The organism is Brachybacterium nesterenkovii (genome assembly GCF_900163655.1).
Taxonomy (GTDB): Bacteria; Actinomycetota; Actinomycetes; order Actinomycetales; family Dermabacteraceae; genus Brachybacterium; species Brachybacterium nesterenkovii.
The window spans coordinates 40,081-57,437 of record NZ_FWFG01000048.1 but is presented as its reverse complement, the minus strand read 5'-3'; the positions used below and the strand labels follow the sequence as shown (position 1 = coordinate 57,437).

The following is a 17,357-nucleotide window of genomic DNA, read 5'->3' as shown; positions in this document are numbered from 1 at the left end:
CGTACCTCCCGCGCCCGGCGGGAACGAGTCTGCCGAGCCGGAGCTGCGACCTGACCTCGGCGTCTGTGAACCCGCTGCGGAGCAGGGAGCGACGGTCCCAGATGCCGGATACCTCAGGAGACAGATGCGGTGATCCTGGAGCCCGACGGGGCCTCGGTGTGGGGATCGCATCCGCAGGGATGCGAAGGGTGCTGGCTGAGTGCATGTCGGGAGCCTCGCCGTCGCGCGCTCTGGTGTCTCCCGCCGAGCGCTCGGCTGTGGAGAACTCTGCATGTGCGGGAAAGACGGGGCCGCGATCCGGTCCGCCGTGCGTCATGGCTTTGCGGGTGGGCGGAGGCGCTGCAAGAACTGGTAGTCATGCAGGAAGACGAGCCCTCCAGAGGGAGCGTCTGCACCCATGGCTACCAGTTCTGCCACCGGGGCCCATCGGGCCCCGCCGCGGCGCCCTGGGGTGCGGCCGGGCGGGCGGGCCGTGCCGCCGTCCCTCGACTAGAGTCGTGCCTGCTACCTGCACTCCATGAGAGGGACCACCATGCCTCGCACTCTGCTCGTGACCGGCGGCGCCGGCTTCATCGGGTCGAACTTCGTCCACTACGTCCTGGAGAACACCGACGACTCCGTCGTGGTGCTCGACAAGATGACGTACGCCGGCAACGCCGCCTCGCTCGACGGCCTGCCTGCGGACCGCTTCACCCTGGCCGAGGGCGACATCACCGATGCTGAGCTCGCCGATCGCCTCGTGGGCGAGGCCGACGCAGTGGTGCACTATGCGGCGGAGTCCCACAACGACAACTCCCTGAGCGACCCCTCGCCGTTCCTGCAGACCAACCTCATCGGCACCTACACGCTGCTGGAGGCGGCCCGCAAGCACGGCACCCGCTTCCACCACATCTCGACCGACGAGGTCTACGGCGACCTCGAGCTGGATGATCCGGAGCGCTTCACCGAGCACACCCCGTACAACCCCTCGAGCCCGTACTCCTCGACCAAGGCCGGCAGCGACCTGCTGGTGCGGGCGTGGGTGCGGTCCTTCGGCGTGCAGGCGACCATCTCGAACTGCTCGAACAACTACGGCCCCCGCCAGCACGTGGAGAAGTTCATCCCCCGCCAGATCACCAACCTGATCGACGGGATCCGCCCGCGCCTCTACGGCGCCGGCGAGAACGTGCGCGACTGGATCCACGCCGACGACCACTCCTCGGCCGTCCTGACGATCCTGGACAAGGGGCGGATCGGCGAGACCTACCTGATCGGCGCCGACGGCGAGAAGTCCAACAAAGAGGTCGTGGAGCTGATCCTCGAGGCGATGGGCCGTGACGCGGACGACTACGACCACGTCAACGACCGCCCCGGCCACGACATGCGCTACGCGATCGACTCGAGCAAGCTGCGCGAGGAGCTCGGCTGGGCGCCGTCCTTCCAGGACTTCGAGCAGGGCATCGCCTCGACGATCGACTGGTACCGCGCCAACGAGGCCTGGTGGCGCCCGCAGAAGGAGCAGACCGAGGCCAAGTACGCCAAGACCGGTCAGTGATCGCCCGGTGCTCGCCGGGTCATCTCCGATCCGCGCCGGCGTCTGCTGATCCGAGAGCGCTGCCCCGAGAGCCCTGATCCGAGAGCTCTGATCCGAGAGCTCTGATCCGCCCCGGTGCCGGCCGCTCCCGGCCAGCGCCCCGCCCTTCCTCCGCCCCATCCGCTTCGCATCCGCCCACAGGAGATCTCCCGCATGAAGCAGCTCGCCGTCCACACCACCTCGATCCCGGGGCTGCTCGTCATCGACCTCCCGCTGCCGGGGGACAACCGCGGCTGGTTCAAGGAGAACTGGCAGCGGGCCAAGATGGTCGAGGCGGGGCTGCCGGACTTCGGCCCGGTGCAGAACAACATCTCGTTCAACCAGGTCGAGGGCGTGACCCGCGGCATCCATGCCGAGCCGTGGGACAAGTACATCTCGGTGGCGACGGGCCGCGTGTTCGGCGCCTGGGTGGACCTGCGCGAGGGGCCGACGTTCGGCACCGCCTACTGGCACGAGATCGGCCCGGACACCGCGATCTTCGTGCCCCGCGGCGTGGGCAACGCGTTCCAGACGATCGAGGCCCCGGCCGCGTACACGTACCTGGTCAACGACCACTGGTCGGAGGCCGCGCAGGCGCAGTACACCTTCCTGAACCTGGCCGACGAGACCGTCGCGATCCCGTGGCCGGTCCCGCTGGAGAAGGCGGAGCTGTCCGACAAGGACCGCGCGCATCCGCGTCTGGCCGACGTGGTGCCGGTGCCGCCGCGCCGCACCCTCGTGGTCGGCGGGGGAGGGCAGCTGGGCCGGGCGCTCACGACGCAGTGGACCGGGCGCGCGGACGTCGACGTGGTCGATCGCGACACGCTGGACATGTCCGACGCCGCGAGCGTGGCGGCCTTCGATTTCGCGCCGTACGGGACCATCGTCAACGCCGCGGCGTACACCGCGGTCGACGCCGCCGAGACGGAGCAGGGGCGCCGGGACGCCTGGGCCACGAACGTCCACGGCGTCGCCCGCCTGGTCGAGGCCGCGCGGGCCCATCGCGCCCGCCTGGTGCACGTCTCGAGCGACTACGTCTTCGACGGCACCGCCGAGCTCCACACGGAGGACGAGGGCTTCAGCCCGCTGGGCGTCTACGGCCAGACGAAGGCCGCCGGCGACCTCGCCGTCGCGACGCTCCCGGAGCACTACATCGCCCGCACCAGCTGGGTGGTCGGCGACGGCAACAACTTCGTGCGCACGATGGCGTCCCTCGCCGAGCGCGGCATCGACCCGTCGGTCGTCTCGGACCAGCTGGGGCGCCTGACGTTCACCGAGGACCTCGCCGGCGCCATCGACCATCTGCTCGAGGCGGACGCGCCGTACGGGACCTACAACGTCTCCTGCGACGGCGAAGTCCTGAGCTGGGCCGATATCGCGCAGCGCGTGTTCGAGCTGGTGGGGGCGGATCCCTCCCGCGTCACCCCGGTGACGACGGCCGAGTACTACGCGGGCAAGGAGGGCATCGCGCCCCGGCCCGAGCACTCCGCCCTCGACCTCGCGAGGATCCGGGCGACGGGCTTCGCCCCGCGCGACCAGGACGCGGCGCTGCGGGCCTACCTGGGGGCGTGAATCCGCCCGGAGTGCACCTGACGCGATGACGAGGAGCAGCGCAGCGATGACCGAGACCACCGCCGACACCGGTGCCGCCGCAGAGCCCCGGCCGCTGGATGACGCCGGGGCCGAGCGGATCGCGCGCCTGGCGCAGTCCGTCGGCGAACAGGTCGCGACCGTCGTCGAGGGCAAGCGGGAGGTGGTCGACCGCACGCTGCTGGTGCTGCTGTCCGGCGGGCACCTGCTCATCGAGGACATCCCCGGCGTGGGCAAGACCGTCCTGGCCACGTCGCTGGCGGCCGCGCTGGGAGCCGAGCGCCACCGCATCCAGTTCACCCCGGACCTCCTGCCCGGGGACATCACGGGCGTGAGCATCTTCGACCAGGCCTCCCGGGCCTTCGAGTTCCGGCCCGGCGCCGTGTTCACCCAGGTGCTGCTGGCCGATGAGATCAACCGCGCCTCGCCCAAGACGCAGTCGGCGCTGCTGGAGGCGATGGAGGAGCACCAGGTGAGCGTGGACGGCACCACGTACGCGCTGCCGGACCCGTTCTTCGTCATCGCGACCTCCAACCCCGTCGAGATGGAGGGCACGTACCGCCTGCCCGAGGCCCAGCGCGACCGCTTCACCGCCCGCATCTCCATCGGCTACCCCGTCGCGGAGGCCGAGTCGCGCATGCTCCTGCACCAGACGGGCGCGCTGCCCGGAGCCGACCGCTCGCCCGTCGACGCGATCCGTGCGGTGACCGAGCCGAGCGCCGTGGCAGCGGCGATCCGCGACGTCCGCCGAGTCCACGTCGATGCGCAGGTCGCCTCCTACGTCGTGCGCCTGGCCGAGGCCACGCGCTCGCACCCGCAGCTGGCCCTCGGGGCCTCGCCGCGCGCCGGGGTGCACCTGCTGCGCGCCGCCAAGGCGCATGCGGCCGTCGCCGGCTGCCCGTGGACGGAGCCCGAGGACGTGCGCGCCGTGATCGAGCCCGTGTGGGGCCACCGCCTGCACCTCGCGCCGCGCGCCCTGTCCCAGGGCGCCACCGGGGCCGGGGTCCTCGCCGAGGTGCTCGAGCGCACCCCCGTCCGGGCCTGATCCCGGTGCGCGGCACGACCCTGCGGCCGATCGCCCGCGGCCTCGCCGTGATCCTCGCGACCGTCGTGCTCCTGGCCGGCTCCGCGGGCCTGGGGCTGCGGGCGCCGCGCGACGTCGCCGCCGCGCTCTGCGTGGTCCTGGCCGTCTCCGCCCTCTGCCTCGCCCTGGCGCTGCCGGGCCTGCGCCTGCACCGCCGCGTCCAGGAGGACGCGGTGCCCGTCGGCGACGGCGTCCGCGTGGACCTCGCGCTCGCCCCGCGCGCCGTCATCGCCCGCATCCCCCTCGCCCGCGGGACCGTGCGCTGCGCCCTCCCACCCGCGCTCGGCGGCCCCGGGGTGCTTCCGCTGGGCGCCGACATGTCCCACCGGCTGATCGCGCAGGGCCGCGGCGAGCACGACCTCGGCGCCTGCCGGATCCGCGCCGTCGACCCGTTGGGGATGTGGCGCCTGAGCCGCACCGAGCACCCCGGCGGCAGCATCACCGCGCTCCCGCGGATCGAGGCCGTCCCCGACGCGCTGCCGCGGCGCGCGGGCCTCGCCGCCGATGGACGCATGAGCGCCGCCGCGCCCGGTGCCGGGGACATCGGCCCCCTCGCCCGGCCCTACGTCCCCGGCGACGACCTGCGCCGCATCCATTGGCGGGCGAGCGCCCGCACGGACCGCCTGATGACGCGCGAGGACGAGCCGGCCGCCGCCGCGACCGCCGCGATCGTCCTCGACGACCGCTCCCATGCCGGGGCGGACGAGGCCGTGCGCGAGCGGATCGTCTCCCTCGCCGCGAGCCTGTGGACCATCCTGCGCGCGCAGGGCTGGGGCGTGCGGATGCTCGATGCGCGCGGCGAGGAGATCGTGGCCGAGACCCCGCCGCTGGCCGCGACGGGGGAGGCGGGCGCCCCGGCCCTCGCCGCCGATGCCGAGGCCGTCCGCGCCGCCCTGCTCGCGCTCGCCCGCCTGCGCTTCCGCACCGCCGAGGACGACGGCGGCGGCGATCACGCGGGCGGCGGTGGCGAAAGCGGCCGCGATGACCGCGGTGGTGGCGCCGTCGGCCCCGGCCCTGCAGGGGCGCTTCTGCACGCCGCCCCGTCCGGCGGCATCACCACCGGCGGGGTGGGCCTCGCGGTCGTCGTGGGATCGACAAGCCTGGGGCCCCGTCCGACGGGCGCGGCGGAGCACCGCGTCTCCCAGGGGGGCGAACGGGGCGCTGCGGACGACGGCACCCTCGGCGGTGCCGGGCTGCCCGCGCACCTGGCGGAGCTCTCCCCGCTCACGGGACGGGCGGGCCGGCGCCTCGCGGTCGCCGTCGCCCCGGGTGCCCGCACCGCCCCCGAGGCGGGGCGCGGCGGGGGCTGGGACGTGGTCGAGCTGACGGTCGGGACGCCGCTCGCCGACGCCCTCGAGGCCCTCGGCGCCACCGGGACGGCGACACGATGAGCGCCGCGACCCGCACGGGCGACCGTCGCAGCACCGACCGACCCGGCGCCGCCGACCGTCTCCGCCCCGCCCTGCGCGCGCTCGCCGTGCTGATCGCCCTGCTCCTGGCGTGCCCCCCGCTGGCGCTGCTGCTCGAGCCCCCGGGCCCGCTGCTGGTCACCGCCGTCGGGGGCCTCGCGATCACCGCCCCCGGCCTGCTCGTGCGCGCCCTCGGGCCGCGGTGGCTGCCGGTGCCGCTCGCCCAGATGCTGGGCCTCGGGCTCGCGATCCTCGCCACCGAAGCCGCGACCGGCACCCTCGCCCTCGGCCCCTCTCTCACCTCCGCCATCACCGGCCAGGTGGACCTCATCGGCCGCGGGCTGCTGCAGCTGGGGAGCGCCGCGCCGCCCGCCCGCGTCCACGGCGGCGGCCTCATCACCCTCATCCTCCTGCTGGGCCTCATCGCCCTGGTCCTCGACACGCTGGTGGTCGACCTCGACCGGCCCGGTCCTGCGGGCCTGACGCTGACGGCCTTCGCCCTGGCCCCCGTGCTCATGGTCCCCGACGGCGGCCCCTGGTGGACCATCGCCGGCCCGATCGCCGGAGCCCTGCTGCTGTGGCTGCTGCCCTCGCTCGCCTCGATCCGCGGCACCGTCGTCGCCGCCGTCGCGAGCGCCGCCGTGCTGGGCCTGGGCCCCGTCCTCGCCCCGGTGCTCCCGACCGCCGCGGTCCCCCAGGGGCCCGTGACCGCGGGCATGCTCGCACAATGGGGGCTGGGCGGCTCGGCGGGCCCGGTGATGATCGACGACAGCGTCTCAGTGCGCCGCGACCTCCAGCAGGCGCAGGAGACGGAGGTGCTGCGCTACCGCACCGACGACCCGCAGCCCGGCTACCTGCGCCTGCACACCCTCACCGCCTACGCCGACGGCGACTGGCAGCGCGGCCTCGGCTCCCCGGGCCAGCAGGCCTCCTCCGACCGCATGAGCGCGCCGGAGCCGCCCGAGGGCACCCACCGCTACGACCTGTCCGTGACCGACCTGGCCTCCGACACCCTGCCGGCCCCGGACCGGATCCGCTGGGCCGACACAGGGACCCTCGGCATCCCCGCCGACCGCGACGGGCGCGGGGAGCTCGCGCTCGACTCCCGCGAGCCGCGTCCGCTGGCCGGGACGACCTACGCGGTCGCCGCCGCCCCCGCCCCGGCCGATGCCGAGTCCCTGCGCGCCGTCGCCCCCGAGGACCTCACCGGGCCCCTCGACTCCGGCGAGATCACCGCCGAGGTGCCCCCGCTCGTCGCCTCCCTCGCCCGCCAGGTCCGCGAGGACTCCGGCGCGCAGACCGTCTACGACCTCGCGCTCGCCTACGAGGACTACTTCCGCGGCTCCTTCGCCTACGACCTGCAGGCGCGCACGCCGCTCGGCGAGGACCCCGTCGTCTCGTTCCTCCACGACCGCCGCGGCTACTGCGAGCAGTTCGCCGCCACGTTCGCGCTGATGATGATCGCCGAGGGGCATCCCGCGCGCGTCGCGATCGGTTTCACCGCGGGCACAGCGCAGGGCGACGAGCACGTGGTGACCAGCCGCAACGCGCACGCGTGGCCGGAGGTGTGGTTCGGACCCGAGCTCGGGTGGATCCGCTTCGAGCCCACCCCGGCGGCCGCGCCCAGCGGCATCGACCGACCCGACCGCGATGCGTCCGCCGACGCCGCCGAGCCCACCGCGACCCCCGAGCCGACCACGTCGGCCGCCCAGGACCCGACACCCGAGGGCGCCGCGCCGACCGCTCCGGCGCCGACGGCCTCGAGCACGAGCGCCGCGGCGACGCAGTCTCCGTCGACGGCGGGGCGCATCCCGCAGGCCGCCCTCGGGGCCGTCCTCGGACTGCTCGCGCTGGCCGGCGGGGCGATCGCGCTGGTGCGTGCACGACGCCGGGCCGTCGAGCGGCGCTGGGAGCAGGCCGCCGCGGCGACAGAGCCGGAGCGCGCGACGGCGCTGCTGGCCTGGGACGAGCTCGAGCGGACGCTCGCACGGCGCCGACGCTGGCGGCCCCGCGGCGCAGGGACTCCCGGGGCAGGGGCTCCCGGCCGTGGGGCTCGTGGTGGCGGGTCGCCGGAGCGGCTGGACCCGTCGCTGCCGCCGCGTGCGGCGCTCGCCGACCTGCTCGCCCAGCGGGAACGGGCCGGGCTGGCGGTCGAGGACGAGGACCGCGCCGCGGCCGCTCACCTGGGTGCCGCCGTCGCCCGCGCCCGCTACGCGCCGTCGCGGTCGAGCGGTGCGGTCGAGCGTCTCGCCGCGATCCGCGCCGATGCCGAGCGCCTGTCCGCACGGCCTCGGCGCGACCGCGGCTGACGCGGGGGAACGGGATCGACGCCGAAGCGGGGACCGACGCCGAAGACCGGGCGCAGGCCGAGAACGCCGGCCGCACCGGACGGAGGGACCTGGTCGATCTGTCAGCTGAGGTCAGGAGAGGTAACCGGGCCCGAACTTCCGATCGCCGGCGTGGTTCTCGAACTCGCGCTGCGCGGCGACGGAGTCGATATCGCCCAGGATCGGGTTGGGCTGATGGGTCGAGCGCGTCCCCGTGTACAGCGACAGCAGGTTCATCGTCACGGCCCGCCGATTGCGGTGGCCCAGCAGCTTGGCCACATGCACGCCCAGCCAGGCGAACCAGCCCGCGGTGCCCGTCAGGCTCCCCACCCCGGGGATGTCCGCGATCGCGGCGCGCCGTCCGATCGTCGCCATCGTGCCCAGGTTCTTGTACCGGAAGGGCTTGTGCGCCCCGCCGTGGACGTCCGCGTGGATCATCTCCGCGACGTGGCAGCCGGTCTGGATCGCGGGCTGCGCGAGCTGGGGGAGGGGATCGGCCTGCGCGGCCATGTCCCCCGCCGCATACACCCCGGGGAAGCCCTTGACCTGCAGGTCCTCCTCGACGTCGAGGCGCCCGCCCTTGACCTGCGGCAGGCCCCAGTCGGCGACGCAGTCCGGGATCGCCACGCCCGCGGCCCACACGGTGATGTCGGACTCGAGGATCGAGCCGTCGTCGAGCTCCACGTAGTCGTAGCCGACGGACTTCACGCCGTGCCCCAGGCTCAGCTCGACGCCGCGGGCCTCGAGCTCATCGGCCGCATACTCCCGCAGCCCCGGGTCGAACTCCTTGATGAGCTCGGTGCCGCGCTGGATCAGGCGGATGTGCAGCGTGCCCGGGTCCATCTCCGGGTAGAGGATGTCCAGCTCCTGACGGCGGAAGTCCGCCAGCGCGCCCGCGATCTCCACGCCCGTCGGGCCGCCGCCCACGACGGACACGCACAGGCGATCCCCGTCGCCCGCCCGGCTCGTGCGCTCGAGCTCGGCGAAGATCCGGTCGCGCATCCGCAGGGCCTGCGCGCGCGTGTACATCGGCATCGCGTTCTCCTCGGCGCCCGGGGTGCCGAAGAACGTGGTGGTGGCGCCGTTGGCGAGCACCAGGTAGTCGTAGGCGAGGGTCCACGGCTCCGACGCCCCCTCGACCGTGACGGTCTTCGCCTGCGGGTCGACGCCCGTCACGACGCCCTGGCGGAACCGCATGTTGGGCACCTTCAGCGACAGCCCGCGCAGCATCATCGTGACGTCGCCCGGGTTCAGCCCCGCCGTCGCCACCTGGTACAGCAGCGGCTGGAACGTCTTGTACAGGTTGCGGTCGATGAGGGTGATGCGGACCTTCGTGTCCGTGAGCCCCAGCACGGCGTTCGCCCCCGCGAAGCCGCCGCCGACCACGACGACGTGGGGCCAGTGCGCCCCGTCGGGCGCGGGGACGGTGCGGCGGCGGAGGGACGGCATGGTCCGACGACGGGGACGGGAAACCACGGGCGACGCGGGCATGGCGGATGCTCCTTTGGGCGGCTCGGATCCCGTGATCGGGGGCGATCTGCGGGCCGCGGCCGATCGGGGACGGGGCGGACGGGGCGACGGCATCGGCGCCTCTGCCTCGAGGGTAGGCGACGCGGCGGGGTCGGGGCAGGCCGATGGGGGATTGCACGGTCGCCTAAGGCGGCGGGGATGCGGGGTCACAGGGCACCCGAGCCGTACAAGGGATCGCAACCCACTTCGACTCATTAGCACAAGGGAGTGTTGAAAAGTAGCAGCCCTGTCCGGCGCGCTTCGTTCGTCGGACCCCTCTTTTAGGGTGATCACCATGAAGATCCTGCACACCTCGGACTGGCACCTGGGGCGCACCCTGCACGGCGTCGATCTGCACGATGACCAGGTCCGATTCCACGACTGGCTGGTGGAGCTCGCGGCCACGGAGGCGGTCGACGCAGTCGTCATCCCCGGCGACCTGTACGACCGCGCGGTCCCGCCCGTGGACGCGGTCCGGCTGCTCTCGCGCACCCTCGCGCGCCTCGCGGAGGTCTCGACGGTGATCCTCACCCCGGGCAACCACGACTCCGCGACCCGCCTGGGCTTCGGCGCCGAGCTCATGCGCGCGGGCGTGCACATCCTCGCGGACACCCCGGGGCTCGACCACCCGGTGATCCTCGAGGACGCGCACGGGGAGGTGCTGTTCTTCGGCCTGCCCTACCTGGAGCCCGACATCGCCCGCTTCACCCTCGCGCCGGAGGGCGGCGAGCCCCTGGCTCGCTCCCACGAGGCCGTGACCGTCGCGGCGCTGGACCGCGTGCGCTCCCGCCTGGCCGACCACCCGGGCGCCCGCTCCGTCGTCCTGGCCCACACGTTCGTGACCGGCGGGACGGGCAGCGACTCCGAGCGGGACCTGCGCATCGGCGGCGTCGACTCGGTGCCCGGCGCCCTGCTCGGCGGGATCGACTACCTGGCGCTCGGGCACCTCCACGGCTGCCAGGACATGACCCGGACCGTCGGCGCCCCGGCCTGGTACTCCGGCTCCCCGCTCGCCTTCTCCTTCTCCGAGAAGGACCAGCGCAAGTCCGTCCTGCTCGTCGAGCTGGGCGCGGGCGGCGAGGTCGCGGTCGACCGTCGTCCCACCCCGGCCGGCCGCCGTCTCGTCGAGCTGCGCGGCACGCTCGCGCAGATCCTCGAGCGCGCCCCCGGGCACGCGGAGGACCGCGTCAAGGCCGTCGTCACCGATCCGGCGCGCCCTGCGCACCTGCAGGAGACCCTCCGGGCGGCCCTCCCGCACCTGCTGCTCACCGAGTTCGCCCCCGAGGGCCGGGACGCCGTCGCGATCACCCCGGTGGTGCGCCAGGGCGCCGACCCCGTCGAGGTGATGGACGAGTTCTTCGCCCACGTCACCGGTGCCGCCCCCGACGCCGCCGAGCATGCCGTGCTCGAGGACGCCTACGCCGCCGTGCGCGCCCGCCGTGCCGAGGCCTCCTGAGGAGAGACGCCATGCGACTGCACCACCTGCGCCTCAAGGGCATCGGCCCCTTCCGCGACGAGGTCTCCCTGGACCTCGCCGCCCTGGGGGCCAGCGGGCTGTTCCTGCTCGAGGGGCCCACCGGCTCGGGCAAGTCCACGATCCTCGACGCGATCGTCTACGCGCTCTACGGGAGCATCGCCGGTGCGGACATGAAGCGCGGCAACGAGCGCATCCGCTCCCAGTTCGCGCCGCCCACCGAGCCCAGCGTCGTCGACCTCATCTTCGAGACCGGCTCAGGCATCTACCGTGTGCGCCGCGAGCCGGAGTACCAGCGGGCCAAGCGGCGCGGCAGCGGCACCACCCGGGAGAACGCCAAGGGCGTGCTGTGGCGCCTGGGCTCGCCCGACCTCATCGAGCAGGTCATCGCCGACGGCGCGGGCGCCGGGGCGGGGCTCACGCCGATCTCGAGCCGGCTCGACGAGATCGGCGCGGAGATCACCCGCGCGATCGGCCTGACCCGCCAGCAGTTCACCCAGACCGTGCTGCTGCCCCAGGGCGAGTTCGCGCGCTTCCTCACCGCCGACACCGCCGAGCGCCAGGCCGTGCTGACCCGCGTGTTCGGCACCGCGATCTACGAGGACGTCGAGGCGCGCCTGGTGGAGATGCGCAAGGACGCCAAGCGGTCCGTCACGGAGGCCGCGGGCGTGCTCACGGCGTCCGTCGCGCGCTTCGCCGAGGCCGCGGCCCTGGACGACGATGCCCGCGAGGCCCTCGAGGCGCATGCCGGCGCGCTCGAGCTCGAGCAGATCGCCGAGACCGCCGATGCCGCGCTCGCGGCGGCGCAGTCCGCGCGCGATACGACCCAGACGGCGGCGACCGCGGCGACCGAGGACGAGGTGCAGCGCCGGGGCGCCCGCGATGCCGCCCGCGAGGCGCTCGCGCGGATCCGGCGCCGCCGGGAGCTCGACGCCCTCGCCGCACGTCTCGCCGATGAGGCTCCCGCCCACGACGAGGGCGCGCGCCGACTGCTGCGCGACCGTGCCGCCGCCCCGGTCATCGCCGCCGCCGAGCGCAGCGGACGAGCCGAGACCGCAGCCGCGCGGTCGCGCGAGGAGCTCGACCGCGCCGTCGAAGCGACCCGCACCGAGGACCCGGACCTCGCGGAGACGGCAGGGGCACAGGGCGCGATCGCAGGGGAGGGGGCGGTGGAGGCTCCGACCTCGTCCGACGCCGCGCGACGGGCCGGGGGAGAGGCGGAGGCCCCGGGCGACGGCTCGGCTGCCGCCCGGCCCCTCGCCGCGCTCGCCGAGGCGGAGACCGGGCGTGCAGGCGAGCTCACCGCCCTCGTCGCCCTCGAGGCCGAGCTGCCCGCACGGGAGAAGGACCTCGCGGCCCGGCGCGAGGAGCAGTCCGCGCTCGAGGCCCGCTCCGCCGCCGACGCCGAAGCCCTCGCCGCCCGCCCCGCCGAGCGCGAGCAGCTCATCGCGCGGCAGCGGGAGGCCCAGGCCGAGGCCGAGCACCGCGCCGCCGCCGCCGTGGCCGTGCAGACGGCGCAGGAGCGCTCCGCGGCGGCGAAGGATGCCGCCCGACAGGAGGCCGCGGTCGAGACCGCTCAGACCCGCGCCGAGGACGTGCTGCGGGCGGCCGCTCGCGCCCAGGAGACCGAGGCCGACCTGCGGCGACGCCGCACCGAGGGCCTCGCGGCCGAGCTCGCCCTCGACCTCGCCGACGGGGAGGCATGCCCCGTGTGCGGCGCGCTCGAGCACCCGCGGCCCGCCGCTCCCGACGCCCACCATGTGAACGCCGAGACCGTCGCCGAGGCGGAGGAGACGCGCCGCGCCGCCGATGCCGCCGCGGCCGCCGCACGCACCGCGCTCGAGGTCGCTCAGGCCCGCCGTCACGCCGCTGCCGAGGCCGCGGGCGGGCTCTCCATCGAGGACGCCGAGGCCGCGCTCAAGGCCGCCCGCACCGCGCTCGCGCACGCGGAGTCGTGTGCCCGCGACGCGGAGAAGCTCGGGACAGCCGTCGAGGAGCACGACCGCCGCACCGCCGCCATGCAGGAGGCGCAGCAGCGGCGCGCCCTGGCCGCGCGGGAGCAGGCGACCGCGATCGCCGCAGCGGCCGAGGCCCTCGCGCGAGACGCCGAGCGCATCCGCGCAGCGCGCGGCGAGCATGCGAGCGTCGCCGCCCGCCGCGACCACCACAGCCGTCGCGCCCGCGCCGCCGTCGCGCTCCAGGGCCTCGTCGATGCCGCCGTGCAGGCCGCGGCCAGTGCGGCCGAGGCGGGCACCGAGCTCGATGCCGCGCTGGAGACGGCCGCGGTGGCGCTGGGCGACGAGGACCTCGAGCCGTTCGCCGACGCCGCGGAGGCCCGGGCCGCCGCGCTCGCCCCCGCCGAGCGCACCGGCATCGCCGAGGCCGCCCAGCGACGCGCCGTCGACGCCTCGCGCCTGACCGACGGGATGGCCGAGCCCGGCATCGCCGACGCCGACCCGAGCGACGAGGCCGAGGCCGCCGCCCGCACGGCCGTCGAGGACGCCGAGACGGCTCTCACTGTCGCGGCCGAGACCGCCCGCCTGGCCCAGGCCGAGGCGGGGCGTCGTGCGGCCACCGCCGCGCGGACCGCGACGGCCCGCGAGTCCCTCGCCCGCGCGAGCGACGCCGTGGTGTCGGTGCAGGCCACGGCGGGCGTCATCCTGCGCGTCGCGGACCTCGCCACCGGCGGCTCCGCTGACGGGGAGCGCGTGCGCCTGTCGACCTACGTGCTCATGCGCCGCTTCGAGGACGTCGTGTCCGCGGCCAACGCGCGTCTGTCGCTGCTGTCCGGGGCGGACCTCGAGCTCGTGCGGGCCACGACCGGTCGCGGCGCGCAGCGCACCGGCCTGGACCTGCGCGTCATCGACCGCCGCACCGACCTGCCGCGCGACCCCGCGACCCTGTCCGGCGGCGAGACCTTCTTCGTGTCCCTCGCCCTCGCGCTCGGGCTCGCGGACATCGTCACCGCCGAGGCCGGCGGCGTGCAGATGCAGACCCTGTTCATCGACGAGGGCTTCGGGAGCCTGGACCCCGAGCGCCTCGACGCCGTGATCGGGGAGATCGGCCGCCTGTCCGAGACGGGCCGCGTGGTCGGCATCGTCTCCCACGTCGGCGAGCTCAAGGCGCGCATCCCCGAGCAGGTCCACGTGCGCCGCCTCCCGGACCGGACCTCGGCGGTGGCCGTGACCGCGTGAGGAGCAGAGCCGCGAGCCTGTGCGGGGAGCCCGACGGCGACGCGGCAGGTCCGGCGCGAGCGCGGCGATCATCGTGAGCGCCGCGGCAGTCGTGCGCACCGCGGCAGTCGTGCGCTGACGGTGGCAGGCCCGGTGCGAGCGCCGTTGGGGCGGGCCCTGCAGGCCGGGCGCTGAGGCGGTGAGCACGCATCGGGAGCCGTGCGGAGCGCCCCGCTACGATGGCCCCGCTCGGCGCGAGAGCCGCGCCCGCCCCATCGACCGGAGGTCCCGTGGATTCCCTGACCATCGACATCCTCGCGACGATCATCGCGGGGATCCTGTTCCTGGTGGGTCTGACCGGCATCGTCGTCCCCGTGCTCCCGGGCTCCATCACGATCCTCGTGACCATGCTCGTGTGGGCGATCCTCACCGGCGGCTGGACCTCATGGGTCGCCTTCGCCCTCGTCGCCGTCTTCTCGATCGCGGGCATGACCTGCAGCTATGTGCTGACGGGCAAACGGCTGAAGGACGCGGAGGTCCCGACCTGGCCGATCCTCGTGGGCATCGCCGCAGGCATCGTCGGCATCTTCGTCATCCCGTTCCTGGGGCTGTTCATCGGCTTCCTGCTGGGCCTGTACGGGGCCGAGTGGGCGCGCCGCAAGGACCCGAAGCTCGCATGGGACTCCTCGTGGATCGCGGTGAAGTCGCTGGGCCTGGGCATCCTCGCCGAGCTGGGCCTCGGCTTCCTGTCGACCCTGACCTTCGCGATCGCGGCGACGGTCCACTTCATCAGCCTCTGACGCCAGGGAGGCTCGGCCCGTCGTCGTCTCGCTGGCTACCGGGTCGCCGTGCCGCCGCGCCGCCGGGGGTGCCCTCGGCAGTGGTGCGGGTAGATGTCCGTGTGGCGCCCGCCGTCGGTGCCGAGTGTCACGCTGGGACTCAGATTCGGGCGCGGATGAGTCGCAGGCTGGCACTCGGTGCGGGGGACAGGGGGCGATGCCGTGGCGGGGCAGCCCAGCGCCGCGATGGGCACCTCTCCCCAGGGGAGTTGTCCCCATCGACGCTGGTCGCGCCGCCGCTTAGCGTTGTGACCAGTTCGAGACGGCGTCTGCCGGGGGCTGACCCCACGGGGTCCGGGGCCCGTCGAGATCGCCGCGGCGCGGGCATCGGGGGAGCCCGCATCCGTGGCGGCAGGTGGGGGCCTGCCGTCACGGGCCGTCGCGGCAGACCGGGTCGGCCGTCGCGCCGGAACCGTCCGTCAGGGGAGCAGCCCGGTGCGCATGCCGCACCGGGGCCGCGGGCGTCCGAGATCGCGCACCTAGGATCGGAGGCATGCCTGCCCCCGACCGCTCGCACCCGCCCGTCCCGCCGGTGTCGCGGCGCAGTGCCCCGGTGTTCGGCACGCCCGAGCGGCACCGCGAGCTGGCCTCGGCGTTCGCCGGGCAGGGGGATGACTATGACCGTCTGCGCCCCGGCTACCCGGCCCCGGTGATCGATGCGATCCTCGATGCCGTGCACGCGGTCGACACAGCGAGGTCCAGGTACTCGACCTCGCCGGGCCCCTCGACGCTGCTCAGCCCTGCGGCGATGTCCCTTCCTTCACAGGAGCGCCCGCAGCTGCCACCCGCACGGGCGACCACCACGGTCGCCGACCTCGGGGCCGGCACGGGCAAGCTCTCCCGGGCGCTGGCGGACCGCGGTCTGGACGTCATCGCGATCGACCCCAGTGCTTCGATGCTCGACGCGGCCCTCGCCGCGGGCCCCGGCATCTCGCCCACGCGCACGGATGCGGACGGGGCTGACGGCCCAGGCCCCGCCCGGCCCCGCCTGCGCACCCTCGTGGGCACCGCCGAGGCCACGGGCCTGCCCGACGACTCCGTCGACCTCGTGACCGCCGCCCAGGCCTGGCACTGGTTCGACACCGAGGCCGCCAGCGCCGAGGTGACGCGGATCCTGCGCCCGGGCGGAACCCTCGCCCTCGTGTGGAACACGCTCGATGTCGCGATCGGCTGGGTCCACCGCTACAGCCGGATCATGCACGCCGGGGATGTGCTGCGCGACGACTTCACGCCGCCGACCGCGGCCGGGCTGCGGATCGTCGAGCGGGTGGTGCACCGCTGGGAGGATCCGCGGCCCACGCCGGAGCTGATTGACCTCGCGCGCACCCGCAGCTACGTCATCACCGCATCGCCCGAGCGCCGCGAGAAGGTGCTCGCCAACCTCGACTGGTACGTCCACGAGCACCTGGGGTACGCGCCGGGGAGCATCGTCGGCATCCCGTACCGGACCGACCTGTTCCTGCTGCGCGCCGACGTCTGACGAACACCACCTCGGTCCCGACCAGGACCGTGACCTGTACTGCCGCGCTCGGACTGCTGGGCGGGACGAGCGCCCGACGCGCCCGCCCGTCGGTCAGCCCGCCGCGCCGCCCGCGTCCGAGGCCGCGCCCGCACCGCCGCCCGCGTCCGAGGGCCCGGTGCCCGGCTCGATGATCGACATGTCGCCCACGCGCCAGCGCTCGCCGTCCCAGACCATCGACGCCTGGATCTGTGCGTCGACCTCGGGCATCGTCGCCGCTTCCTTCGCGGGATCGTCGATGATGCGCTGCTCGGCCTGGTGGAACTCGGCGGTGGCGATGCCCGAGGCCGGGGGCTCGCCGTTGCCCTGGAACGTCATCGCGCCGACCGTGAACTCGCCGCCGACGGACCAGCCGCCCTGCGTGTGCAGCTGCTTCGCGTTGGCGACGAACTGCACGCACACCTGGCACTCGGGGGAGATCGAGCCCTCCCAGGACTCGGTGTCGCCGGTGGCCATCATGTAGGCGTAGGAGTCGAGCATGTAGCGTAGCGTCGCCTGGGCGCCCTCGGGGCTCTGCTGCGCCATCTCCGCCGGCGCCTCGGGCTTAGCCGTGGGGGAGGGCTGCGGCTGGGACGACGGGTCGACGGCGGCGCGGGTGTCGGCGGGGTCCTGCGCCTGCGTGTCGTCCGGGGAGGAGAACAGGCCAGCGAGCCCGACCGCCCCCATCGAGACGACGAGGGCGAGCGCGATGACGGCGATGACGATCCGCTGGGCTGTACGACTCACCCGGACACGGTAGCCCAGGCGGCTCCGAGCAGGCCGAGGCTCGGTCCGGTGCCCGCGCGGTTCCGGGCGCCCAGGCGGCTCCGAGCACTCCGAGCAGTCCAGGCGCTCCGCGGGGCTGACCGCCACCGCGGCCACCCCGGCCGGAGACCTCCGCC

General features: G+C 74.8%; 11 protein-coding genes. 9 read left to right on the top strand and 2 right to left on the bottom strand.

Annotated elements, in window-relative coordinates; translation table 11 throughout:
- Nucleotides 1-532: 532 nt before the first annotated feature.
- The 5 genes from rfbB to FM110_RS04955 all read left to right on the top strand — a co-directional run bounded on the left by rfbB (nucleotide 533) and on the right by FM110_RS04955 (nucleotide 7,944).
- Nucleotides 533-1,534: a dTDP-glucose 4,6-dehydratase gene (rfbB, locus tag FM110_RS04975; protein ID WP_087103227.1), complete on the top strand. Its 1,002-nt coding sequence runs from the start codon at nucleotides 533-535 to the stop codon at nucleotides 1,532-1,534.
- A 192-nt stretch (nucleotides 1,535-1,726) separates the two neighbouring features.
- A complete protein-coding gene (locus FM110_RS04970) occupies nucleotides 1,727-3,124 on the top strand; it encodes a sugar nucleotide-binding protein (RefSeq protein ID WP_087103225.1) in 1,398 nt (465 codons plus the stop codon).
- Between the two features lie 46 nt (nucleotides 3,125-3,170).
- A complete protein-coding gene (locus tag FM110_RS04965; RefSeq protein ID WP_087103224.1) occupies nucleotides 3,171-4,187 on the top strand; it encodes an AAA family ATPase in 1,017 nt (338 codons plus the stop codon).
- Between the two features lie 5 nt (nucleotides 4,188-4,192).
- The gene (locus tag FM110_RS04960; protein ID WP_087103222.1) at nucleotides 4,193-5,617 is read left to right on the top strand and encodes a DUF58 domain-containing protein; all 1,425 of its coding nucleotides are present in this window, start codon (nucleotides 4,193-4,195) and stop codon (nucleotides 5,615-5,617) included.
- Nucleotides 5,614-7,944 carry a DUF3488 and transglutaminase-like domain-containing protein gene (locus FM110_RS04955; RefSeq protein WP_087103220.1) on the top strand — a complete coding sequence of 777 codons (2,331 nt, stop codon included), beginning with the start codon at nucleotides 5,614-5,616 and terminating at the stop codon, nucleotides 7,942-7,944. Before FM110_RS04960 ends, FM110_RS04955 begins: the two co-directional genes overlap by 4 nt.
- 111 nt (nucleotides 7,945-8,055) lie before the next feature.
- Here the strand turns inward: FM110_RS04955 and FM110_RS04950 are convergent, their stop codons facing one another.
- Nucleotides 8,056-9,453, bottom strand: coding sequence for an NAD(P)/FAD-dependent oxidoreductase (locus FM110_RS04950; protein ID WP_234991917.1), 1,398 nt, complete (start codon nucleotides 9,451-9,453; stop codon nucleotides 8,056-8,058).
- Between the two features lie 313 nt (nucleotides 9,454-9,766).
- Here FM110_RS04950 and FM110_RS04945 point away from each other — a divergent pair, with 313 nt between their 5' ends.
- The 4 genes from FM110_RS04945 to FM110_RS04930 all read left to right on the top strand — a co-directional run bounded on the left by FM110_RS04945 (nucleotide 9,767) and on the right by FM110_RS04930 (nucleotide 16,437).
- The gene (locus tag FM110_RS04945) at nucleotides 9,767-10,927 is read left to right on the top strand and encodes an exonuclease SbcCD subunit D (RefSeq protein WP_087103346.1); all 1,161 of its coding nucleotides are present in this window, start codon (nucleotides 9,767-9,769) and stop codon (nucleotides 10,925-10,927) included.
- Nucleotides 10,928-10,938: 11 nt separating this feature from the next.
- Nucleotides 10,939-14,139, top strand: coding sequence for an AAA family ATPase (locus FM110_RS04940; RefSeq protein WP_087103216.1), 3,201 nt, complete (start codon nucleotides 10,939-10,941; stop codon nucleotides 14,137-14,139).
- 269 nt (nucleotides 14,140-14,408) lie between these two features.
- Nucleotides 14,409-14,918: a DUF456 domain-containing protein gene (locus FM110_RS04935; protein ID WP_159457979.1), complete on the top strand. Its 510-nt coding sequence runs from the start codon at nucleotides 14,409-14,411 to the stop codon at nucleotides 14,916-14,918.
- Nucleotides 14,919-15,450: 532 nt separating this feature from the next.
- Nucleotides 15,451-16,437 (top strand): class I SAM-dependent methyltransferase, encoded by a 987-nt coding sequence (locus FM110_RS04930; RefSeq protein WP_087103211.1) that lies wholly within the window; start codon nucleotides 15,451-15,453, stop codon nucleotides 16,435-16,437.
- Nucleotides 16,438-16,530: 93 nt separating this feature from the next.
- On the opposite strand, the gene FM110_RS04925 is transcribed toward FM110_RS04930, so the two are convergent.
- Nucleotides 16,531-17,202, bottom strand: a complete 672-nt coding sequence (locus tag FM110_RS04925; RefSeq protein WP_087103209.1) for a DUF6318 family protein — start codon at nucleotides 17,200-17,202, stop codon at nucleotides 16,531-16,533.
- Nucleotides 17,203-17,357: the final 155 nt, after the last annotated feature.

Coding starts and splice junctions, on each gene's coding strand:
- FM110_RS04945 (WP_087103346.1), top strand. CDS start 9,767: ATGAAGATCCTGCACACCTCGGACTGGCACCTGGGGCGCACCCTGCAC.
- FM110_RS04940 (WP_087103216.1), top strand. CDS start 10,939: ATGCGACTGCACCACCTGCGCCTCAAGGGCATCGGCCCCTTCCGCGAC.
- FM110_RS04955 (WP_087103220.1), top strand. CDS start 5,614: ATGAGCGCCGCGACCCGCACGGGCGACCGTCGCAGCACCGACCGACCC.
- FM110_RS04970 (WP_087103225.1), top strand. CDS start 1,727: ATGAAGCAGCTCGCCGTCCACACCACCTCGATCCCGGGGCTGCTCGTC.
- FM110_RS04950 (WP_234991917.1), bottom strand. CDS start 9,453: ATGCCCGCGTCGCCCGTGGTTTCCCGTCCCCGTCGTCGGACCATGCCG.
- FM110_RS04965 (WP_087103224.1), top strand. CDS start 3,171: ATGACCGAGACCACCGCCGACACCGGTGCCGCCGCAGAGCCCCGGCCG.
- rfbB (WP_087103227.1), top strand. CDS start 533: ATGCCTCGCACTCTGCTCGTGACCGGCGGCGCCGGCTTCATCGGGTCG.
- FM110_RS04930 (WP_087103211.1), top strand. CDS start 15,451: ATGCCTGCCCCCGACCGCTCGCACCCGCCCGTCCCGCCGGTGTCGCGG.